Source organism: Actinoplanes sp. NPDC049265 (assembly GCF_043197135.1).
Lineage (GTDB): Bacteria > Actinomycetota > Actinomycetes > Mycobacteriales > Micromonosporaceae > Actinoplanes.
On the sequence record NZ_JBICSP010000002.1, the window covers coordinates 837742 to 859591 of the forward strand.

Here is a 21850-nt window from a genome sequence, read left to right on the forward strand (position 1 = left end):
TCCTCACGGTAATCGCGTGATGCCCGTCCATCGGTTTGCCGCACCGATGGATGGGCGTCGAACATGGTGCTGCCCCGCAGCCCGGACGGAGGAAGACCGGGGTGCGGGGCAGCTGATTCGGGAACCCTTACGGAACGCTGATGCCCATGGTGTACGCGCCGCTGCCCGAGGTGGCGGCGACGATGTAGCGGTAGGTGCCGGCCTGGCCGTTGAAGGTCAGGGTCTTGGTGCCGTTCTCACCCTTCGCCGTGGCGACCGTCCGGAAGCCCTGCCGGGTGCGCTGCTGCAGCACCAGGTCGAAGTCGGCGCCGTCCGGGCTCTGCAGGCAGGCGCTCTGCTCACCGGCGTTGGCCTGGAAAGCGCCGCCCTGCGGCTGGACCTGCGTGGCACCGGCCCGGTTGATCTCGCTCTGGCCGTTGATCGGCAGGTCGGCGCAGTTGCCGGCGGCGTCGGCCGGGGGCTCCTCGCCACCGGCCGGCGGAGCCTGGCCGCCGGCGCTGGTCAGCAGGGTCAGGTCGTTGGTGGCCAGGATCTCGTTGACCGGCTGGAAGAACGTGGTGCCGCCGACCGTGCAGTCGCCGGAACCGCCCGAGGTCACACCCTGGGCCTGGTCACCGGAAAGCCACGAACCGCCGGAGTCGCCACCCTCGGCGCACACGTCGGTCTGGGTCAGGCCGGTGACCGCGCCCTCGGGGTAGGTGACGGTCTGGTTCTTGGCCTGGATCACGCCGCAGCGCAGGCCGGTGGTGGAACCGGACCGGCAGATCGCGGCGCCGACCGGGGCCTCGGTGCTGCCCGCCACCGGCAGCAGGTTGCCGTCGAAGTCGTTGACCACGGGCAGCAGCTCGTCGGCGAAGTTGGCGGCGACCGCGACCACGCCCATGTCGGCGTCACCGGGGAAGACCGAGAACGTGACCTCGCCCTGCGCGCCGCCGTTGATGTCGGTGGTGGTGTCGCCCGGCACGCCGCAGTGCCCGGCGGTGACGAAGCCGCCCTCGACCGCGAAGCCGATCGAGCAGCGGGCGTTGCCGTTGATGATGTACGGGTCGGCGCCCCGCACGTCGGCCAGCGGCTTGGCCTGTGGCGCGGTCTTCACCGAGACGTCGTCCAGGTCGAGCCCGGCGTCCTCGGCGAACGCCCACGCCGACTTGGTCTCACCCGGCTGGGCGACGACCACGACCTTGTTGGTCGGGTTGTCCACGTACCAACCGGTCAGCTTGGTCGCCGCGGCCCGGGCCTCGTCCAGCTTCTGCTTGGCGGCGTCCAGCGCCTGCGCGCTGCGCTCGGCCAGCACCGGCTCGGCGCCGGCCTTCTCGACCAGCTTGGCCTGGGCCTTGTCGGTCACCGCGACCTTGAGGGTCATGCCGTCCTGGGTCAGCCAGGCACCGGCGTACTCCTTGCCGGTCTGCGCCGCGAGCGTCGACGAGACCCGACTCGCCCACGTGGCCCGCTTGAGCCGGGCGCGCGCCTGGTCCGCGTTCAGACCGAGGTCCCGCTGCATCGCCGCGAGCAGTTGCGGGGCAACGTCCCCGGCGGCGGCCGTCCGGCTCGCACCACCGGACGACGGGGTGGTTCCCGCCATCGAGGGCAGCGTGAACGCCACCGCTGCCCCCGTCGCCGCTACCGCGACCGCCGCGATGGCGATCCGCTTGCGCTGCATACTCCGCACTCCCCTCGACACGGGCGCCGTGGGGGCGGCGCCGTGACCGGAAATACGGAGACAAGCTTCGAAGGGTTCAAACCTCTACGACAGTGGGCACAATCATTGGCCGTCGTCGATAGGCGTCGTTGACCCAGCGGCCCACCGTCCGGCGCACGACCTGCTGCAACTGGTGCGGGTCGGTGATGCCGTCCTCGGCCGAGCGATGCAGCGCCTGGGTCAGCAGCGGGATCACCGGGCCGAACGCCTCGGGGTCCTCGGAGAAGCCCTTGGCCGAGATGCTGGGCTCGCCGACGACCTTGCCGGTGACCGAGTCGATCACCACGGTGGCCGAGATGAAGCCGCCGTCGCCGAGGATCCGGCGTTCGGTCAGCAGCGACTCGCTGACGTCGCCGACGGCCAGCCCGTCCACGTACACGTAGCGGCTCTCGATCTTGCCGACCAGGCGGGCGTGCCCCTCGACCAGGTCGACCACGTCGCCGTCCTCGCACAGGACCACGCGGTCGGGCGCGACCCCCGACTCGATGCCGAGCTGGGCGTGCGCGCGCAGGTGGCGCCACTCGCCGTGCACCGGCATCAGGTTGCTGGGCCGGGTCACGTTGAGCAGGTAGAGCAGCTCGCCGGCGGGGGCGTGACCGGAGACGTGGACCTTGGCCGTCTCCTTGTGGACCACCGTCGCGCCGGCCCGGGCCAGCCGGTTGATCACCCGGTAGACCGAGGTCTCGTTGCCCGGCACCAGCGAGCTGGCCAGCACCACGGTGTCGCCGGACTCGATGCTGATGTGCCGGTGGTCGCCGTTGGCCATCCGGCCCAGCGCGCTCATCGGCTCGCCCTGCGACCCGGTCGACATGAAGACGACCTCGTCCGGTGGCAGGTTCATCGCGTCGTCCATGCCGACCAGCAGGCCGTCGGGGATGCGGAGCAGGCCCAGGTCGCGGGCGATGCCCATGTTGCGGACCATGGACCGGCCGATCAGGGCGACCTTGCGCTCGTACTCGTAGGCCGCGTCCATCACCTGCTGCACCCGATGCACGTGGGAGGCGAAGCTGGCCACGATGATCCGGCCCCGGGCCTTGCCGAAGATCGTGCTGAGCACCGGGCCGATGTCGCGCTCGGGCGTCACGAAGCCGGGGATCTCGGCGTTGGTCGAGTCGGACAGCAGCAGGTCGACGCCCTCGGCGCCGAGCCGCGCGAAGCCGGCCAGGTCGGTGATCCGGCCGTCCAGCGGGACCTGGTCCATCTTGAAGTCGCCGGTGTGCAGGACCAGGCCGGCGGGGGTACGCACGGCGACGGCGAGCGCGTCCGGGATCGAGTGGTTGACCGCGAAGAACTCGCACTCGAACGGCCCGAGTTGCTCGCGGCGGCCCTCCCGGACGGTCAGGGTGTACGGGTCGAGGCGGCGCTCGGCCAGCTTGGCCTCGACCAGGGCCAGCGTGAACTCGGACCCGACCAGCGGGATGTCCGGTTTGTGGGCCAGCAGGTAGGGCACCGCGCCGATGTGGTCCTCGTGGCCGTGCGTGAGCACGATGGCCTGCACGTCGTCGAGGCGGTCGAGGATCGGCGCGAAGTCGGGCAGGATCAGGTCGACGCCGGGCTGTTCCACATCGGGGAACAGCACACCGCAGTCGACGATCAGGATCTTGCCGTCGAACTCGAACACCGTCATGTTGCGGCCGATCGCGCCCAGGCCGCCCAGCGGGATGACGCGCAGAGCGCCCTCGGGCAGTGGCGGGGGCGGTTCCAGCTCCAGGTGAGCTTGACTCATGAAGTTTCTGATTCTTTCCGATTGATCAGAGGGCGATGCCGGCGTCGGCAGCATCCCTGCGAAGTTGGTCCAGTTGCTCGGCGGTGGCGTCCACCAGCGGCAGGCGCACCGGACCGGCCGGCCGGCCGAGGGCGTTCAGCCCGGCCTTGACCAAGACCGTGCCGGGGGCCCGGAAGATGCCGGTGAACAGCGGCAGCGCCTGTCGGTGCAGCGCCAGCGCCCCGGCCACGTCGCCGCGCTCGTACGCGGAGATCATGTCCTTGGCGACGGCACCGACGAAATGGGTCGAGGTGCCGACCACACCGACCGCCCCGATCGACAGCAGGGGCAGCGTGGCGGCGTCCTCGCCGGAGTAGAACGCGAGGCCGGTGCGGCGCATCACCTCGGACGTGCCGGCCAGGTCGCCCTTCGCGTCCTTGACCGCGACGATGCCCGGGTGCGCGGCCACCTCGATCAGGGTTTCGGTGGTGATCGGGATGCCCGAGCGGTGCGGGATGTCGTAGAGCATGACCGGCAGCCCGGTGCTGTCCGCGATCGTGGTGAAGTGCCGGGCCACGCCCGGCTGGGAGGGCTTGTTGTAGTAGGGCGTCACCACCAGCAGGCCGTGTGCCCCGGCCTTTTCGGCCGCGCGGGCCAGCTCGACCGAGTGCGCGGTGTTGTTGGTGCCCACCCCGGCGACGATCTTGGCCCGGTCGCCGATCGCCTCGGCCACAGCGCGGATCAGCGCTTCCTTTTCCGCGTCGGTGGTGGTCGGCGACTCACCGCCGGTGCCGCTGATCACGAGCGCGTCGTTGCGCTGCTCATCGACCAGGTAGGCGGCGAGGGCCTGGGCACCGTCGAGGTCCAGCGCGCCGTCGCGGGTGAACGGCGTCACCATGGCGGTCAGCAGCCGTCCGAAGGGCCGCGGGTCCTGGCTCATACCCCACAACCTATCGGACGTGGCTCAGGCATTTCGCGGCGCTTCCGCGCGGACGTGCTCCACCACCCGCCACCGGACACCGGTGTCCGTGATCTGCCACTCACCGGGCGACCCCGGCCAGTCGTCCACCGGCGGCGCGTAGGTGTCCCCGCGCACTTCAAGATCAACTTCGGTGCGAACCAGGTGCGTCGCGTACGGGAGGAAAGCCGCGTAGACCGCCCCGCCCCCCATCACCCAGAAATCGTCATACTTCTTCAGCACCTCATCGACGCTCGCCGCCGACTCCACGCCGTCGATCGGGCCGCGAGAGAGCACCACGTTGTGCCGGCCCGGCAACGGCCGGACCCGCGCGGGCAGCGACTCCCAGGTGCCCCGGCCCATCACCACCGTCGAACCCATCGTGCGCTGCTTGAACATCGCCTGCTCGCCGGGCAGCCGCCACGGGATGCCACCCCCGGCGCCGATCACCCGCCCCCGGGCCTCGGCCCAGATCAGATGCACGCTCATCCCACGCCTCCCGGTGCCCCGCCGCGCGCCCCGGGACCGGCCACGTCGACACCGGCCGCGCTCCGGGCGGAGAGCGAGGACCTGTCGCCGCTCAAACCGCGATCGGCGCTTTCAGCGCGGCGTGGTGTTCGTACCCCACCAGCTCGAAGTCCTCGTAGGAGTAGTCGAACAGGGTCGGGCGGACCGCCAGCTGGAGCCGCGGGAACGGGAACGCCTCGCGGGTCAGCTGCTCACGCACCTGGTCGACGTGGTTGGCGTAGACATGGCAGTCGCCACCGACCCAGATGAACTCGCCCGGGAGCAGCCCGACCTGGTCGGCGATCATCCGGGTGAGCAGCGAGTAGCTGGCGATGTTGAACGGGACGCCGAGGAACATGTCGGCGCTGCGCTGGTACATCTGGCAGCTCAGCCGGCCGTCGGCCACGTAGAACTGGAACATGGCGTGACACGGCTCCAGTGCCATCGACGGCAGGTCGGCCACGTTCCATGCCGAGACCACCATGCGCCGCGAATCCGGGTTGGTCCGCAGGGTGTCGAGCAGCTTGCCGATCTGGTCGATGTGGCCGCCGTCCGGGGTCGGCCAGTTACGCCACTGGTAGCCGTAGACCGGGCCGAGGTCACCGTTCGCGTCGGCCCACTCGTCCCAGATCTTGACCCCGTGCTCCTTGAGGTACGCCGTGTTGCTGTCGCCGCGCAGGAACCAGAGCAGCTCGACCGCCACCGACTTGAAGTGCACCCGCTTGGTGGTGATCAGCGGGAAGCTCGCCGACAGGTCGTAGCGCAGCCGCTCGCCGAACCGGCTGACCGTGCCGGTGCCGGTCCGGTCGCCCTTGGGGACGCCGGTCTCCAGGACCTTGCGCAGCAACTGTTCGTATTGTGTGTCGACGGTCATCGGCCAACCCTCGTGATCAGACGTAGAACCAGGTGAACGGCGCCCACGGCAGGTTTCGGAGCACGCTCCAGACACCCCACACCGCGAGGAACACTCCGAGCACCTTAGGCCCGAGGGTGAGCTGCGGCAGCTTCCAGCCGAAGACGCGCCGCCCGGCCCAGGCCACGTACATGTAGAGCAGGAACGGGACGGCGAAGACGAACAGCGCGTGGTGCCGCGCCGCGGCCGGCAGGTCGCCATGCATCAGATACCACGCCGCGCGGGTGCCGCCGCAGCCCGGGCAGATGAAGCCGGTGGTGTATTTCAGCAGGCAGCTGGGTGCGTCCCCGGCGCCGGCCTGGGTCGGGTGAGCGAGCTCGGTGTACGCCAGCGCGGAACCCATGCAGGCCAGCATCGCGGCCGGCGCCACCCACACCGGAGAGCCATACCACAGCCGGTTGAGAGTGCGGGAGACCCGGTCGGAGCCGCCGTAGTGCGGGGGCGGAGGCGCCGGCACCGTCTCGGTCGTCATGGGCGTCACGGTACACCGGCCGGGCTGCTCGTCAGCGCCGCCGCCAAGGGCCCGGCGAGGTCGCCACGCTCGGGCGCCGCCACCTCGCCGAGCCCCAGCCAGCCGGCCAGCCGGCGCAGCTCGGCGGCCAGCGCGACAGCGGTCTCGTCCTGGTCGGCGTGCGGCTCGATCCAGGCCGCCGGGATCTGCAGCACCCCCGCCTTGCGGTCGGCCTTGAGGTCGACCCGGGCGGCGAACCGGTCGCCCAGCAGGAACGGCAGCACGTAGTAGCCGTAGGTCCGCTGCGGGGCCGGCACGTAGATCTCGATCCGGTAGGTCATGTCGAACAGCCGTTCCGTCCGGGACCGCTCCCAGATCAGCGGGTCGAACGGGCTGACCAGGGTCGACGCGCGGACCCAGCGAGGCCGGCGGGCCTCGTGGTGGAGGTAGGCCGGCTGTTTCCACCCCTGCACGGTCACCGGCTCGAGCACTTTGTCTTCGACCAGCTCGGCCACCGCCTGCTTGAACCCGGCCACCGGCAGCCGGAAGTAGTCGCGCAGCTCACCCTCGGCCGCCACGCCCAAGGCCCGGGCCGACAACTGGACCAGCGCCCGGATCGCGTCCTCGTAGGCCGGGGTCGGCGCCTCCAGCACCGCGCGGGGCAGCACCCGCTCGGTCAGGTCGTAGCGCCGGGCGAACGACGTCGTCCGGTCGGCCGCGGTCACCTGGCCGGTGAAGAACAGCCACTCCAGCGCCTGCTTGACGACCGACCAGTTCCACCCCCAGTTGTCCGTGCGCCGGGGTGCGTCGTGCTCGATCTCGGCCGCGGTGATCGGCCCGCGCCCGCGCACCTCGTCGAGCACCCAGGCCACCAGCTCGGGCTGCTCACGGGCGATGCGGGTCATCGAGCCCCAGGCGAAGTCGGCGGCCCGCTCCATCCGCCAGCGGAACAGCGGCTGCAGGTCGGTGGTGATCAGCGACGCCTCGTGGCCCCAGAATTCGAACAGCTCGCGCGGCCGGCGGTAGGCCGCCCGCTCGATCAGCTCGATCGGGTAGGGCCCGAGGCGGGAATAGAGCGGCATGAAGTGCGCGCGCTGCAGCACGTTGACCGAATCCATCTGGATCAGGTGCAGCCGGCGCAGCACCCGGCGCAGGTGACGCAGGTCGGTGGCGCCACCCGGCTTGGGGTCGAGGAAACCCTGTGCGGCCAACGTGATCCGGCGGGCCTGCGCGACGCTCAAGGTCTCCGGAATGGTCACGGTCGGAAATCTAGTCCAGGGGTACGACAGAATCGACGCGTGCCGGCCGACGGCCCGAGATCGGCTACGAGGCGCGGCTGTAGGCTCGCGGGATGGCACTCGGCTACGTCCGCCCCGCACGTCCGTCGGACGCCGCGGACATCGCCCGCATCCAGCTCAGCACCTGGCGTACGGCGTACCGCCGGATGTTCCCCGCGCACGTCCTGGCCAACCTGGACGAGGATTACCTCACCCGCGGCTGGACCGCGGCGATCGAGGCGCCACCGTCACCCCGGCACCGCGTGCTGATCGCCGTCGAGCAGGGCGAAGAGCTGACCACCACCGTCGGGTTCGCCGCCGCCGGCCCCGCCGACGAGCAGGCCCTGGCCCCCGAGGAACCGCCGCTCGGCGACGACGTGGCCGCGGTCACCGACCTGCTGATCGAGCCGCGCTGGGGCCGGCGCGGTCACGGCAGCCGCCTGCTGGCCGCGACCGTCGACCTGTGGAAGGAAGACGGTTTCAAGTCGGCCGTCGCCTGGGTCTACGACGCCGACCCGGCCATGCGCAAGTTCCTGACCAGCACCGGCTGGGAACCGGACGGGGCCGGCCGGGCCCTGGACGTCGACGACATGCTGGTGCCCCAGCTCCGCCTGCACGTCTCGCTCGCCCTCGACGACTGACGCCCGGGGCCCGCTCGCGCCGGCTGACTACCATCGGCCCGATGGGCAGCATGTTCACCGATGAGCAGGACACCATCCACATCCACGGGCAGCTCACCATCCAGGTCGCCCACGAGCTGCACCGGATGGTGAACGACGCGTTCCGGCTGCACGAGGCCCCGGTCACCACCCTGACGCTGGCCTTCGACGAGGCGTCCGACCTGGCCGACGACGCGATCGACGCGATGCGGGGCGCGCTGGGTGACGCGCTCGCCGTCTGCGCCGAACGCAACGCGGCCCTGCGGATCATCCCGTCCCCGGGGCTGCGCCGCCTCGCCAACGACCATGGGTGAGGTGCTGCAGGACTCGCCGCACCGCCGGGTGGAACGGGTCGGGAACACCGTGCGGCGGCCGATGCACGCCTGGTCGGAGAGCATCCACGCGCTGCTGCGGCATCTCGAGAGCGTGGGCTTCCCGTATTCGCCCCGGGTGCTGGGCGTCGACGCGGAAGGCCGGGAGGTGCTCACCTATCTGGAGGGTGAGTCGGGGCCGGAAGGCTGGTCGGCGGTGGTGACCGAGGCGGGACTGGTCGCCATGGCCCGGCTGCTGCGGGACTATCACGACGCGGTGGCCGGCTTCCGGCCACCGGCGGACACCCGTTGGGCCGACGCGACGGGTACGCCGCACGGCGACGACGTGGTCAGCCACGGCGACTTCGGCCCGTGGAACCTGGTCTGGCGTGGCACCACCCCGGTCGGCATCCTCGACTGGGACTACGCCTGGCCGCAGCCCCGGCGGCACGACGTCGCCTACGCCCTGGAGTACGTCGCGCCGTTCCGGCCGGACGACGAATGCCTCCGCTGGCTGCGCTATCCCGCGCCACCCGACCGGCGGGCCCGGATCGAGACGTTCGCCGCCGCCTACGGGCTGACCGGAACCGACGGCCTCTACGACGCCGTCCTCGAGCAGCAGCGCGCGGTGGCCGAGCGGGCCCTGCACCTGCGCGACGCCGGCCACCAGCCGCAGGCGTCCTGGCCTGCGGAGTTTTACGACGAGGGGGCGGGACGCATCCGGTGGACCGCGGAGAACCGCGGTCTTTTCCAAGGGTGACCACTCACGCACGTGGAGCGAAGCGACCTCGGCGGGAGCGACGGTCAGCACCACCCACCGAGCTACGACATCAGATTTTCACAGAAGTGGATCGAGGCCGACCGTCAGGCCGGGGCGGCCGGGAACCGCGCGCACGGCCAGCAGCACCCCGGGCATGAACGACGCCCGGTCGAGCGAATCGTGCCGGACGGTCAGCGTCTCGCCGGCCGTGCCGAACAGAACCTCCTGGTGAGCGACCAGCCCGGCCGCCCGCACCGCGTGCACCCGCACCCCGTCGACCTCCGCGCCCCGGGCGCCCGCGAGCTCCTCCTTGGTCGCGTCGGGCATCGGCGCGCACCCGGCCTCGGCCCGGGCCGCCGCGATCAGCCGGGCGGTGTGCGTGGCCGTGCCGGACGGGGCATCGAGCTTGCGCGGGTGGTGCTGCTCGATGATCTCGACCGAGTCGAAGTATCGGGCCGCGCGGGCCGCGAACTGCATCATCAGGACCGCGCCGATGCCGAAGTTGGGGGCGATCAGCACGCCCACCCCCGGCCGGTCGGCGAGCAGGCCACGGACCTCGTCGAGGCGGTCGGCACCGAAGCCGGACGTGCCGACGACCATGTGGATGCCCTGCCCGATCGCCCAGCGGAGGTTGTCCATGACCGCGTCGGGGGTGGTGAAGTCGACCAGCACCTGGGCACCGGCCGCGGCGGACCGCGGGTCTCCGTCGTCGATCGCGGCAACCAGCTCGAGGTCGTCGGCGGCGTCGACCGCCTTGCACACCTCCAGGCCCATGCGGCCGCGAGAACCCAGAACCCCAACGTGGATCGTCACGGGGTAGAACCTAGCTCATGGCGGGCCGTCCACCGGCGCTCGGCCGCGCCCACGGCCAGGAAGACCAGGCCGACGTAGGCCCAGCCGACCAGCACGTCGATCACCCAGTGCTCGGCGCTGTAGACCAGGGTGAAGGTCATCGCCAGCGGGTACGCGAGCAGCAGCGGCCACCAGCGCCGCCGCACGTAGGGCAGGAAGAACGCCACCGCCATCATCGCGAACGCGGTGTGCAGCGACGGCATCGCGGCGACCGGGTTGGACGCCTCGACCTGCAGCGCGTTGAGTGTGTTGCCGGCGCCGTGCAGCCCGATCGCGTCCCAGCCGTTGGTCGAGATGCGCGTGGCCGCGATCAGCGAACCGTGCTCCGGCTCGGCGGCCCACCAGGGCGGCGCGGCCGGATAGAGGAAGTACGTGACCAGCCCGATCACGCACAGCGTGAACCAGCGCCGCATGAACCGCGCCCACTGCGCCCGCGACCGCATCCACAGCAGCACCGCGATGGTCGGCACGGTCAGGAAGTGCGAGAAGTACACCAGCGAGACGACGACTTCCCACCACTGCACGACACCCGGCCGGTAGAGGTGGTGCTGCAGCCACTGCGTCGGCACCTCGCCGCCGGTCAGCCAGCCCCACAGGAACCGGTCGGTGTCGATCAGCTCGTGGACGTGCGGGGCGAACAGGTCGTCGGCGTACCCGCGGGAGACGTTGTAGACGATCAGCAGCAGCGAGATCGGCAGCCAGTCGCGCAGGAACAGCAGGTGGCGCTTGATCGGCCAGTGGTTGTTCCAGGCCACGGTGGCCAGCCACAGCCAGCCGAAGGCGATCAGCGGGTCGCTGGTCGGCACCCCGATGAAGTAGGTGCCGACCGCGAAGACGACCGTCCACACCGACATGCCGATGATGCGGCGCTGTCGCAGGTCGCTCTTTTCCGAGGGGGGAGTCAGGGTCGTGGTCATCGGTGGTCGAAGGCACCCGCCTCGAACGGTCCGACCACGGCCAGCGACATCGGGGCGCCGAGCAACTCGGAGGCGACCTGGTTGACGTCGTCCAGGGTGACCGCGTCGACCCGGGCCAGCAGCTCGTCGACCGGCATCAGGTCGTCGTAGAGCAGCTCGGACTTGGCGATCCGGCTCATCCGGGAGCCGGTGTCCTCCAGGCCCAGCACGTACGCGCCCTTGACCATGCCCTTGCCCCGGGCGACCTCCTCGGCCGTGACGCCCTTGGCGGCGACCGAGGCCAGCTCGGCCCGGGTCAGGTCGAGCACCTCGTCGACCTTGCCGGGCGCGCAGCCGGCGTAGACGCCGAACACCCCGGCGTCGGCGTACTGCGTGTCGTACGAGTAGACCGAGTAGGCCAGCCCGCGCTTCTCCCGGATCTCCTGGAAGAGCCGGCTCGACATGCCGCCGCCGAGCACGTTGTTGAGCACGCCCAGCGCGAACCGCCGCTGGTCGAGCCGGCTGATGCCGGGCCCGCCGAGCACCAGATGCGCCTGCTCGGTGTCCCGTGGGCGGACGATCGTCCGCACCGGGAGCGTCCTGACCTTGCGGCCGGAGGCGCGGCGGCTCTCCGGTGGGGCGGCCGGGGTGTCCAGCGCGGTCCCGGCCAGTGCCTTGCGGACCAGCCGGACCACTGTCGCGTGGTCGAGGTGGCCGGCCGCCGCGATGACGATGCGCGGCGGGAGGTAGCGCTTGCGGTAGAAGCTGTTGATCTGGGTACGCGTCATCGGCGAGATGGTCGCCTCGGTGCCCGAGATCAGCCGGCCGAGCGGGCTCTCCGCCCCGAACACGGACTCGGTGAAGATGTCGTGCACCTCGTCACCGGGCTCGTCCTCGTGCATGGCGATCTCTTCGAGGATCACGCCCCGCTCGACCTCGACGTCGGCCGGGGCGAGGACCGAGGCGGCCACCGCGTCGCACAGCACGTCGACGGCGAGCGGCAGGTCGGCGTCCAGCACCCGCGCGTAGAAGCAGGTGTATTCCTTGGTCGTGAAGGCGTTGGTCTCGCCGCCGACCGCCTCGATGTCGGCCGAGATGTCCAGCGCGGTCCGCTTCTCGGTGCCCTTGAACAGCAGGTGCTCGAGGAAGTGGGAGGCGCCGGACATGGTGGCGGTCTCGTCCCGGGAGCCGACGTTGACCCACACGCCGACCGAGGCGCTGCGGGTGGTCGGGATGCTCTCGGTGACGATGCGCAGGCCGCTCGGCAGGACCGTGCGCCGCACGCCGTCCTGCAGGGTCTTGGTAAGAGCGCGGGCCGGCCTGGCGGCCGGCCCGCGGTCACTTTCTGTCATTCCGTGGGTCAGCTGTCGCGGCCACGGTCGCTGCCGCCGCCGGAACGCTGGCGCCGCCGGCGGGGCTGGTCGCCGCCCTCACGGGGAGCACGGTCCTCACGAGGCGGACGGGACTCGGCGGAGGCCTCGGGGGCGGGTGCGCCCTCGGGCCGGACCTTGTCCAGGTAGATCTTGCCGCGCTGGTCGATGTCGGCGATCTGGACCTCGACCTTGTCGCCGACGTTGAGGAAGTCCTCGACCTTCTCGACCCGCTTGCCGTCGCCCACCTTGGAGATGTGCAGCAGGCCGTCACGGCCGGGCAGCAGCGAGATGAACGCGCCGAACGCGGCCGTCTTGACCACCGTGCCGAGGAACTTGTCACCCATCTTGGGCAGCGTCGGGTTGGCGATCGCGTTGATCCGCTCGACCGCGGCGTCGGCCGACGGGCCGTTGGTCGCGCCGACGTAGATCGTGCCGTCGTCCTCGATCGAGATGTCGGCGCCGGTCTCGTCCTGGATCGCGTTGATGGTCTGGCCCTTGGGCCCGATCACCATGCCGATCTTGTCGACCGGGATCTTGACCGAGGTCACCCGCGGGGCGTACTCGGACATCTCGGCCGGCGAGTTGATCGCCTGCTCCATCACCTCGAGGATGGTGGTGCGGGCGTCGTGGGCCTGCTGCAGCGCTCCGGCCAGCACGTCCGACGGGATGCCGTCGAGCTTGGTGTCGAGCTGCAGCGCGGTGACGAACTCACTGGTGCCGGCGACCTTGAAGTCCATGTCGCCGAACGCGTCCTCGGCACCCAGGATGTCGGTCAGGGCGACGTACTGCGTCTTGCCGTCGACCTCGTCCGAGATCAGGCCCATGGCGATGCCGGCGACCGGGGCCTTCAGCGGCACACCGGCGGACAGCAGCGACAGGGTGGAGGCGCAGACCGAGCCCATCGAGGTCGAGCCGTTCGAGCCCAGCGCCTCGGAGACCTGGCGGATCGCGTACGGGAACTCCTCGCGCGACGGCAGCACCGGCACCAGGGCCCGCTCGGCCAGCGCGCCGTGCCCGATCTCGCGGCGCTTGGGCGAGCCGACCCGGCCGGTCTCACCGGTCGAGTACGGCGGGAAGTTGTAGTTGTGCATGTAGCGCTTGGACTTCTCCGGCGCCAGGGTGTCGAGTGCCTGCTCCAGCCGCAGCATGTTCAGCGTGCTGACGCCCATGATCTGGGTCTCGCCCCGCTCGAACAGGGCCGAGCCGTGCACCCGCGGTAGGACGCCGACCTGGGCGCTCAGCGGCCGGATGTCCCGCGGGCCGCGACCGTCGATGCGGACCTGGTCGCGCAGCACCCGCTGCCGGACCTCGGACTTGGTCAGCGACCGGAAGGCGGCGGAGATCTCCTTCTCGCGGCCCTCGAAGCGCTCGGCCAGGTTTTCCTGGGCCTTGGCCTTGATCAGGTCGAGGGACTCCTCGCGCTCCGCCTTGCCGGCGATCTTGAGCGCCTCGGCGGTCTCGTCACGGACCAGGTCGGTCACGGCGGCGAAGACGTCCTCCTGGTAGTCCAGGAAGACCGGGAACTCGGCGACCGGCTTGGCGGCGATCTCGGCCAGCTCGCTCTGCGCCCGGCACAGCTCGCGGATGGCGGGCTTGGCGGCCTCCAGACCGCTGGCCACGACCTCCTCGGTCGGCGCGGTGGCGCCGGCCTGGATCAGCTTGATCGCGTGCGGGGTGGCCTCGGCCTCGACCATCATGATGGCGACGTCACCGTCGGCGGTCACGCGACCGGCGACGACCATGTCGAAGGTGGCCCGCTCGAGCTCTTCCAGGGTCGGGAAGGCGACCCACTGGCCCTCGACGTGCGCGACGCGGGTCGAGCCGACCGGGCCGGAGAACGGCAGGCCGGAGAGCTTGGTCGACATCGACGCGGCGTTCATGGCGACGACGTCGTACGGGTGCTGCGGGTCGAGCGCCAGGATCGTCTCGACGACCTGGACCTCGTTGCGCAGGCCCTTGGTGAACGACGGGCGCAGCGGCCGGTCGATCAGCCGGCAGGTGAGGATGGCGTCCTCGCTGGGGCGGCCCTCGCGGCGGAAGAACGAGCCGGGGATCCGGCCCACGGCGTACATCCGCTCCTCGACGTCGACCGTCAGCGGGAAGAAGTCGAAGTGCTCCTTCGGCTGCTTGGACGCGGTCGTGGCGGAGAGAACGGTGGTGTCGCCCAGCTGGACGACAACTGATCCGGCGGCCTGCTTGGCCAGCCGGCCGGTGGAGAAGGTGATCTCGCGGGTGCCGAACGACCCGTTGTCGATCACGGCGGTGCGGGACTCGGTCCCAAGAGCGGTTTGCTCTGGCATCTTGAGTTGGAACTCCTTCGTCGAAGGACCCGACGGGAATTGTGTACGCCGGTCTTCGATCGAAGTGCCCGAGGCGAGCTCGGGAACCACTACCGAGGACCGGCCGCGGCGGGTCCGTGGGGTTGTGAAAAGGGGAGCGGTATGGCACCCGCTCCCCCGGTGAAAGCTATCGGCGCAGGCCGAGACGCTCGATCAGCGTCCGGTAGCGCGCGATGTCCTTCTTCTGCACGTAGTTGAGCAGTCGGCGGCGGCGGCCGACCAGCAGCAGCAGCCCACGGCGGCTGTGGTGGTCGTGCTTGTGCACCTTCAGGTGCTCGGTGAGGTCGGCGATCCGCTTGGTCAGCATCGCGACCTGCACCTCGGGCGACCCGGTGTCACCGTCCTGCGCCTTGTACTCGTCGATGATCTTGGTCTTGGTCTCTTGATCGAGCGCCATAATCTCCGAAATTCTGTGTTGCCGGTGGCCGGAAGAATTCTCGCGCCCGCGGCGTCGGGCAGGCAGGCGAGACCGGTCGCTGGTGAAGCCCAGCACCCCCAACATTACCAGCCGCTTAACTCAACAGCTCACGGGTCCGTTCCACGTCGTCACGGATCTGCGCCACCAGCGGCTCGATCCCTTCGTAGGCGCGCTGCTCACGGAGGTGCTCGACGAAATCGAGGGACACCCGCTCGCCGTAGAGATCGCCGTCGAAATCGAGCACGTACGCCTCGACCCGGCGCTCCCGCCCGGAAAAGGTCGGGTTGGTGCCCACCGACACCGCGGCCGCCCGCCGGCCCGCGTGCACCCCGCCGCGCACCAGCCAACAGGCGTAAACGCCGTCGGCGGGAATCGCCGCGTACCGGTGGCACATCAGGTTGGCGGTGGGAAAGCCCAGCTCACGGCCGCGTTGATCACCTCGGACGACGACGCCGCCGAGGCGGTGCGGCCGGCCCAGCGCGGCGGCCGCGGCCCGGACGTCCCCGGCGTCGACACAGCTGCGGATGTACGTGGAGGAGAACACCACCCCGTCGTCGGCGACCAGCGGCGCCTCCTCGACCCCGAAGCCGAACGACCGGCCCAGAGCCGAGAGCAGCGTCACGTCGCCGGCCGCCCGGTGCCCGAACCGGAAGTTGTCGCCGACCACGACGGCGGTGGCGTGCAGCGCCTCGACCAGCACGTCGTGCACGAACGCCTCGGCGCTGAGCTGTGAGAACGCGGGGGTGAAGGGCACTATGCAGAGCGCGTCGACGCCGAGTTCCTCGATCAGCTCGGCCTTGCGGACGGCCTCGGTCAGCACCGCCGGGTGCGAGCCCGGGCGTACCACCTCGGAGGGGTGCGGGTCGAAGGTCACCACGACGGACTGCACGCCCAGGTCGCGGGCCCGCTTCACCGCGTGGCCGATGATCGCCTGGTGTCCGCGGTGCACGCCGTCGAACACGCCGATCGTCACGACCGAGCGACCCCAGCCGCCCGGCACCGCCTCATAACCCCGCCAGCGCTGCATCGGCACAGCGTATCGGCCGTCTTCGGGCCGCCGAAAAGATACGATCAGTCCCGATATGGGTACCGACTGGAGCCGCATCGTCCTGTTCGGCGCGGAGTTGACCTTCGCGGCGCTCTTCGTCCGGTCCCTGATCAGTTACCTGCTCCGCCGCGACCCCCTGCTGGGGAACATCACGCTCCTCTTCCTGCCGCCGACCGTGCTCACCGCGTCGACAGTGACGCAGATGGCACCCGGCATCGTGCCCGCCTGGGTCACCCCGGTGGCGGTGGCGATCCTGCTGACCCAGCCGTGCCTGACCGTCCGGCTGGCCGCGCGGCTGCGGTCGGTGCCCCGCAGGCTCGAACTGCTGGTCTGGCTGATCTGGGTGTTCGTGGCCGGCGCCCGGCTCTTCACCGGCATCACCCCCAGCAACCCGGTGCTCGCGCTGGTCGTCACCGTCTTCCTGGCCGGCGAGTGCGTCGCCGCGGGCCTGCTCATCGGCAAGGCGCGCCGCCGCACCGGCGCCAACAAGGCCCGGCTGATGATCGCGGCCACCGCCACCCTGGCCTTCGGCGGCATGGTCGCGCTGAGCGGCCTCGGCACCTTCACCCACACACCCGCGCTGACCGCGGGCGGCCGCACCCTGGCGGTGATCAGCGCCCTCGGCTACCTGGTCGCGTTCGCGCCGCCCCGCTGGCTGCGCCGGGTGTTCTCCGCGGTCACCGTGCAACGCGTCACCGAACGGCTGCTGCGGGCCCCGGTCGAGTCGCCGGAGCAGGTCTGGCAGATCTACGCCGAGATCATGCGGGTGCAGACCGGCGCGGACGCGGTCGGCGTACTCATGCCCCGGCCCGACGGTCAACTCGCCACCATCGGCTACTCCGGCCCGCCCCTGCCCCGCCCCGACGACCTGGCCAACGCCGACCTGACCGCGCTGATCCGGGCCGACCGGCCGGCCCGGCTCCGGGAAAGCAGCCCGGCGCTGGTCGCGCACTACGGTGACGACCTGACCGACGACTTCGTCACCGTGCTGAGCATGCCGGTGCCGCCGGACGTGGACGGCGCCGTGCTGCTCTTCAACCGGCACCGCACCCTGTTCAGCGACGAAGACCTGCGGCTGCTGGCCGCGCTGGGCGGGCAGGCCGGGATCCTGGCCGAGCGGCAGGCGGTGATGAACGCCCAGCGCCGGCTCTCCGACGAACTCAGCGCGTCGGTCGAGGCGCTGACCCGGGCCAGCCAAGCCAAGAGCACGTTCCTGGCCAACATGAGCCACGAGCTGCGTACCCCCCTGAACGCCATCATCGGGTTCAGCGACCTGATGCGGCTGGAGGAGCCGGACGGCGACCGGCGGCGGGTCCCGGCCGAGTGGGTCGAGCACATCCACACCAGCGGGCGGCACCTGCTCGGCCTGATCAACGACATCCTGGATCTGGCCAAGGTCGAGGCCGGGCGGCTGGATCTGCGGCTCGCCCCGCTGCGGATCGACACCGCGGTGACCGAACTGCTCACCGGCCTCGCCCCGCTGATCACCACCAAGCAGCTGAACGTCGACTCCGAGCTGCGGGAGGCGACCGCGCTGGCCGACCGGGTGCGCTTCCGGCAGATCGTGGAGAACCTGCTCTCCAACGCGATCAAGTTCACCCCCGAGGGCGGCACCCTCACGATCACCACCCGCCCGCTGGGCGAGGACTCGGTCGAGGTGATCGTCGACGACACCGGCATCGGGATCGCGCCGGCCGACCAGATCCGCGTCTTCGAGGAGTTCCAGCAGGCCGGCGACGACGAGGGGCGGCGGGCCGGCACCGGCCTCGGGCTGGCGCTGACCAAGTGGCTGGTCGAGGCCCACGAGGGTGAGATCTCGCTGGTGTCGGCGCCGGGTCAGGGCAGTTCCTTCCGGGTACGCCTACCGGCCGCCCCCGTCCTTCGCGTCGTCCCGGATGTCGACGGCGGCGACCACACCACGCCGCGGGTACTGCTGATCGAGGACGACCCGCAGTCCGCCGAACTGCTCAGCACCCAGCTGGGCGCGGCCGGCTACCGCGTCGACGTGGCCGGCAGCGGCGAACACGGGCTGGCCGCCGCCGGCACCCACCCGCCGGACGCCATCGTGCTCGACGTGACCCTGCCCGGCATCGACGGCTGGGAGGTGATCCGCCGGCTCAAGGCCGACACCCGGCTGGCCGGGATCCCGGTCTTCTTCGCCAGCATCGTCGACGACCGGCAGGCCGGGCTGGCCCTCGGCGCCCGCGACTACTTCGTCAAGCCGGTCGACCAGGCCGCCCTGCTCGGCGCCCTGGCACAGACGCTGGCCGACCGGTCCAGCCCGCGGGTGCTCGTGGTCGACCACGACGACCAGGTCCGGGTCGCGATCGAGGAGGGCCTGCGGGCCGGTGGCGCCGACGTGGTGGCCTGCGCCGAGGCCCGGGACGGGCTGGAACGCAGCCGGGCCGAGCACTTCGACCTGATCGTCTGCGACATGCAGACCACCGACGTGGACGGGTTCAGCCTGATGGCCGCGATCGCCGAGGAGTCGGCGCACACGCCGGTCCTGGGCATCACCGCCGCCAGCGGCGCCGACCCGGCCGACGCGGTGCCCCTGGTGGCCACCGCGATGGCCGGGGGCGTGCTGGCCGAGGCGATGGCCGGCGGGGCCGGCTGGGAGACGTTGGCGCCGCTGCTCGGCCGGCGTTCGCAACCGAGAAACGACACCTGATTCCCCGGCGTGGAAGGACACCTGAGTGAGCAGAATCCTGCTGGTCGAGGACGAGGAGCTGAACCGGACGCTGGTCAAGGCGGTGCTGGCCCGGGCCGACATCGAGGCCGTCCGGCAGGCCGAGATCCTGGACGCGGGCACCCTGGCCACCGCCCGGCAGCAGCTCGCCAGCGAGCCGGTCGACCTCGTGCTGCTGGACATGAACCTGCCCGACGGCAACGGCCTGACCCTGGCCCGGGAACTGGCGGCCGGTGACGTGGCGCCGGCCGGTGGGCACCCGGCGGTGGTCGCGGTCACCGCGAGCGTGCTGCCCCAGGACCGGGCGGCAGCGATCGAGGCCGGCTGCGACGGCTTCCTGGACAAGCCGTACGCCGCCGCCGACCTCGTCGCCGTGGTCGCGCAGCACCTGCCCGGTTAGGTCGCCGTGGTCGCGCAGCACCTGCCCGGTTAGGTCGCGGTGGTCGCGCAGCACCTGCCTGGCTAGAAGGCCGGTGTCCGGTTGCCGAAGCCGGTGGCCATCCGGAAGCGGCGCGGGAAGCCGGTGCCGTCGCCCTCGTAACGGTTGACCACACCGTTGGCATTGGTCGCGATCAGGTCGGTGAAGCCGTCCCGGTTGACGTCACCGACGCCGACCAGGTCGTGCTGACCCTCCCAGCCGCTGCCGACCTGCCGCCGCGCCGCGAAACCACCGGCCCGGCCGGCGTAGAAGTACAGGATGCCGGTCGCGGTCTCCCGGGCGACCAGGTCGTTGGTGCCGTCCCGGTCGAAGTCGCCCAGCCCGGCGAGCTCGCTCATCGTGTCCCAGTCGCCGTCGCCGACCTTCACCCGCGCGCCGAAGGACACGCCCGGCTGCCCCGGATAGAGGTAGAGGCTGTTGTCGGCGTTGCGTACCGCCATCAGGTCGGGATAGCCGTCGGAGTTGAAGTCGCCCACCGGCGTGAGCTCCCGCATCCCGCCCCAGCTGGAGCCGACCTGCTTACGGGCGCCCAGCCCGGTCGTCGTACCCGCGTAGAAGTAGAGGTTGCTCGCGGCCGAGTCCCGGGCAATCACGTCCTCGTTGCCGTCGCCGTCCCAGTCCGGGAACCGGACGATCGCGTTCATCCCGGCCCAGCCACCGCCGAAGGTGATCGACTGGGTGGTGTCGAGCACCCCGCCGTTGCCCGGGTGGATCTCCAGCGTGCCGCCGTTCCGGGTGAGCAGATCGGACCAGCCGTTGCGGGTGTAGTCGCCGCTCGGCGTGGGCGGGGCCGGGGCCACGTCCAGGCGGTCGTTGTCGATGTTGATGGAGACGCCGCCGTACGACTCGACGTGGTCGCCGCGCCACTGCTTGATCCGGCGGTGCGGCGACCAGTAGGCCGACGGGATGTCCGGGTCGGTGGTCGTGGACAACTGGTCCCAGCGGGCGAAGTCCACGTAGTCGGGGCGGACGTAGCCGGCCCGGTCGTAGGCGGCGACCTGGTCCCGGACGCCGGAGGCCATGCTGCTGTAGAACCCGGACAGATAGCCGAGGTCGTGCAGGCGGGCCGACCAGCCGCCGATGAACTGCACGACGCCCTCGGAGCAGGCCGGATCGTTGGCGTTGTACGCCTCCATGTCGTAGATCAGCGTGCTGTCGCCGGCCAGCCCGATCGCCTGAGCCTGCACGACCGCGTCGGCGGCGGCTTCACGGCCCTGCGCGTACGCCCGCGTGTTGTCGATCTTGTTGGGTTTGGTCGAGAGCGTGCACGAGGCCTGCATCCCCAGATAGATCGGAATCAGATGCCAGCCCGCGGCGGTCTGCTCGGAAACCCAGGCGGCGGTCAGCTGCGGCTGGGCGCAGGCACGATTGCTGCCGCCGAAGTAGATGCCGAGCGCGCGGTACGGCGAGGAGGCCCAGGCCCGCATGGTCGCGCTGGTCGGGGCGGTGCAGGCGTCGAAGCCTTCGCCGGAGAACGTCCCCGGATGCACCGAATCGGCCACGGCCGGGGTGGCTGTCACCGCGACCGCGACGGCGGCGAGAGCGGCGGCAGCGGCGCCGCGATAGATGTCCATCGCAGGATGAAAGCAAAGTCGGTCGATCCCCGGATGGGCCGGACGGCCGAATTCCCGTGCCACATAGGGTGGACGAGATGGAAACGGATGGCCTGATTGTAGTTGACAAGCCCGCCGGCATGACGTCACATGACGTCGTCGCGCGGATCCGCCGCCTGGCCAAAACCCGGCGGGTCGGGCACGGCGGCACCCTCGACCCGATGGCCACAGGCGTGCTGATCATCGGCGTCAACCGGGCGACTCGCCTGCTCACGTACGTGATCGGCGCCGGCAAGAGCTATGCCGCGACGATCCGCCTGGGCCAGAGCACGATCACCGACGACGCCGAGGGTGACGTGACCGCGCAGGCCAACGCGTCCACCGTCACCGACGAGGCGATCACCGCCGGGCTGCGGGCCCAGACCGGCGAGATCCAGCAGGCGCCGAGCGCGGTCAGCGCGATCAAGATCAAGGGCGAGAGGGCCTACAAGCGGGTACGCGAGGGCGAGGCGGTCGAGCTCCCGCCGCGCACGGTCACCATCTCCCGGCTGGATATTCTGGACATCCGCCGGGCCGATGCGGTCGTCGACGTGGACATCGACGTGGCCTGCTCCTCGGGCACCTACATCCGCGCCATCGCCCGCGACCTCGGCGCCACCCTGGGTGTCGGCGGCCACCTGACGGCACTGCGACGCACCGCCGTCGGGTCGATGACCCTGGCCGAGGCGTCCACCCTGGACACCCTGGAGACCCGCGCCCCCGACGTGATCACCCTACCGATGGCCGACGCCGCCCGCCGCGCCTTCCCCGAGCGGATCGCCACCGAGGACGAAACCCGGATCATGCGCCACGGCGGCCGCCTCACGGCCGTGGGCATCACCGGCCCGTACGCGGTGTTCTCCCCCGACGGCCTGCTGCTGGCCATCGTCAGCGAGAAGTCCGGCCAGGCTCGAGCCGAAATCGTCCTGGCGCCGGCCTAGCCTCTCTCGCCGGCCCAGACTCT

The 21850-nt window shown here is 71.1% G+C and carries 20 protein-coding genes; 6 read left to right on the forward strand and 14 right to left on the reverse strand.

Going from position 1 to position 21850, the window contains the following annotated elements:
• Positions 1 to 127: 127 nt before the first annotated feature.
• From ACGFIO_RS09480 to ACGFIO_RS09510, 7 genes are all read right to left on the reverse strand, one after another.
• A complete protein-coding gene (locus ACGFIO_RS09480) occupies positions 128 to 1660 on the reverse strand; it encodes a S1 family peptidase (RefSeq protein WP_392824192.1) in 1533 nt (510 codons plus the stop codon).
• A 76-nt stretch (positions 1661 to 1736) separates the two neighbouring features.
• On the reverse strand, positions 1737 to 3425 hold the full coding sequence (locus tag ACGFIO_RS09485) for a ribonuclease J (protein ID WP_392824194.1): 1689 nt from the start codon (positions 3423 to 3425) through the stop codon (positions 1737 to 1739).
• Between the two features lie 25 nt (positions 3426 to 3450).
• Positions 3451 to 4344: a 4-hydroxy-tetrahydrodipicolinate synthase gene (gene dapA / locus ACGFIO_RS09490; RefSeq protein WP_392824196.1), complete on the reverse strand. Its 894-nt coding sequence runs from the start codon at positions 4342 to 4344 to the stop codon at positions 3451 to 3453.
• A gap of 24 nt (positions 4345 to 4368) precedes the next feature.
• On the reverse strand, positions 4369 to 4851 hold the full coding sequence (locus ACGFIO_RS09495) for a dihydrofolate reductase (protein WP_392824199.1): 483 nt from the start codon (positions 4849 to 4851) through the stop codon (positions 4369 to 4371).
• A gap of 91 nt (positions 4852 to 4942) precedes the next feature.
• Positions 4943 to 5743, reverse strand: a complete 801-nt coding sequence (locus ACGFIO_RS09500; RefSeq protein ID WP_392824201.1) for a thymidylate synthase — start codon at positions 5741 to 5743, stop codon at positions 4943 to 4945.
• A 16-nt stretch (positions 5744 to 5759) separates the two neighbouring features.
• Positions 5760 to 6356: a DUF2752 domain-containing protein gene (locus ACGFIO_RS09505; protein WP_392824378.1), complete on the reverse strand. Its 597-nt coding sequence runs from the start codon at positions 6354 to 6356 to the stop codon at positions 5760 to 5762.
• Positions 6260 to 7492 carry a winged helix-turn-helix domain-containing protein gene (locus ACGFIO_RS09510; protein WP_392824202.1) on the reverse strand — a complete coding sequence of 411 codons (1233 nt, stop codon included), beginning with the start codon at positions 7490 to 7492 and terminating at the stop codon, positions 6260 to 6262. The genes ACGFIO_RS09505 and ACGFIO_RS09510 overlap by 97 nt, the downstream gene beginning before the upstream one ends.
• 92 nt (positions 7493 to 7584) lie before the next feature.
• Here ACGFIO_RS09510 and ACGFIO_RS09515 point away from each other — a divergent pair, with 92 nt between their 5' ends.
• The 3 genes from ACGFIO_RS09515 to ACGFIO_RS09525 are packed head-to-tail and all read left to right on the forward strand — an operon-like array spanning position 7585 to position 9240.
• The gene (locus ACGFIO_RS09515) at positions 7585 to 8151 is read left to right on the forward strand and encodes a GNAT family N-acetyltransferase (RefSeq protein WP_392824205.1); all 567 of its coding nucleotides are present in this window, start codon (positions 7585 to 7587) and stop codon (positions 8149 to 8151) included.
• A 41-nt stretch (positions 8152 to 8192) separates the two neighbouring features.
• Entirely contained in the window at positions 8193 to 8483 is a 291-nt protein-coding gene (locus ACGFIO_RS09520; protein ID WP_392824207.1) for a hypothetical protein, read from the forward strand.
• A gap of 1 nt (position 8484) precedes the next feature.
• Complete coding sequence (locus ACGFIO_RS09525; protein ID WP_392824209.1) at positions 8485 to 9240, forward strand: aminoglycoside phosphotransferase family protein; 756 nt, start codon at positions 8485 to 8487, stop codon at positions 9238 to 9240.
• A 78-nt stretch (positions 9241 to 9318) separates the two neighbouring features.
• On the opposite strand, the gene dapB is transcribed toward ACGFIO_RS09525, so the two are convergent.
• The 6 genes from dapB to ACGFIO_RS09555 form a co-directional block, all read right to left on the reverse strand.
• The gene (dapB, locus tag ACGFIO_RS09530) at positions 9319 to 10053 is read right to left on the reverse strand and encodes a 4-hydroxy-tetrahydrodipicolinate reductase (RefSeq protein ID WP_392824210.1); all 735 of its coding nucleotides are present in this window, start codon (positions 10051 to 10053) and stop codon (positions 9319 to 9321) included.
• Positions 10050 to 11009: a phosphatase PAP2 family protein gene (locus ACGFIO_RS09535; RefSeq protein WP_392824213.1), complete on the reverse strand. Its 960-nt coding sequence runs from the start codon at positions 11007 to 11009 to the stop codon at positions 10050 to 10052. The genes dapB and ACGFIO_RS09535 overlap by 4 nt, the downstream gene beginning before the upstream one ends.
• Positions 11006 to 12340, reverse strand: a complete 1335-nt coding sequence (locus ACGFIO_RS09540; RefSeq protein WP_392824216.1) for a M16 family metallopeptidase — start codon at positions 12338 to 12340, stop codon at positions 11006 to 11008. The genes ACGFIO_RS09535 and ACGFIO_RS09540 overlap by 4 nt, the downstream gene beginning before the upstream one ends.
• Before the next feature lie 8 nt (positions 12341 to 12348).
• Entirely contained in the window at positions 12349 to 14661 is a 2313-nt protein-coding gene (locus ACGFIO_RS09545) for a polyribonucleotide nucleotidyltransferase (protein ID WP_392824218.1), read from the reverse strand.
• Positions 14662 to 14827: 166 nt separating this feature from the next.
• Positions 14828 to 15097 (reverse strand): 30S ribosomal protein S15, encoded by a 270-nt coding sequence (gene rpsO, locus ACGFIO_RS09550; protein ID WP_221378653.1) that lies wholly within the window; start codon positions 15095 to 15097, stop codon positions 14828 to 14830.
• Between the two features lie 115 nt (positions 15098 to 15212).
• Positions 15213 to 16145 carry a bifunctional riboflavin kinase/FAD synthetase gene (locus ACGFIO_RS09555; RefSeq protein WP_392824221.1) on the reverse strand — a complete coding sequence of 311 codons (933 nt, stop codon included), beginning with the start codon at positions 16143 to 16145 and terminating at the stop codon, positions 15213 to 15215.
• A 55-nt stretch (positions 16146 to 16200) separates the two neighbouring features.
• Here ACGFIO_RS09555 and ACGFIO_RS09560 point away from each other — a divergent pair, with 55 nt between their 5' ends.
• A complete protein-coding gene (locus tag ACGFIO_RS09560) occupies positions 16201 to 18837 on the forward strand; it encodes a response regulator (protein WP_392824224.1) in 2637 nt (878 codons plus the stop codon).
• A 25-nt stretch (positions 18838 to 18862) separates the two neighbouring features.
• On the forward strand, positions 18863 to 19255 hold the full coding sequence (locus ACGFIO_RS09565) for a response regulator (RefSeq protein ID WP_392824226.1): 393 nt from the start codon (positions 18863 to 18865) through the stop codon (positions 19253 to 19255).
• Positions 19256 to 19317: 62 nt separating this feature from the next.
• On the opposite strand, the gene ACGFIO_RS09570 is transcribed toward ACGFIO_RS09565, so the two are convergent.
• Positions 19318 to 20868 (reverse strand): glycoside hydrolase domain-containing protein, encoded by a 1551-nt coding sequence (locus ACGFIO_RS09570; protein ID WP_392824228.1) that lies wholly within the window; start codon positions 20866 to 20868, stop codon positions 19318 to 19320.
• A 77-nt stretch (positions 20869 to 20945) separates the two neighbouring features.
• Here ACGFIO_RS09570 and truB point away from each other — a divergent pair, with 77 nt between their 5' ends.
• Positions 20946 to 21827: a tRNA pseudouridine(55) synthase TruB gene (gene truB, locus ACGFIO_RS09575; protein WP_392824230.1), complete on the forward strand. Its 882-nt coding sequence runs from the start codon at positions 20946 to 20948 to the stop codon at positions 21825 to 21827.
• Positions 21828 to 21850: the final 23 nt, after the last annotated feature.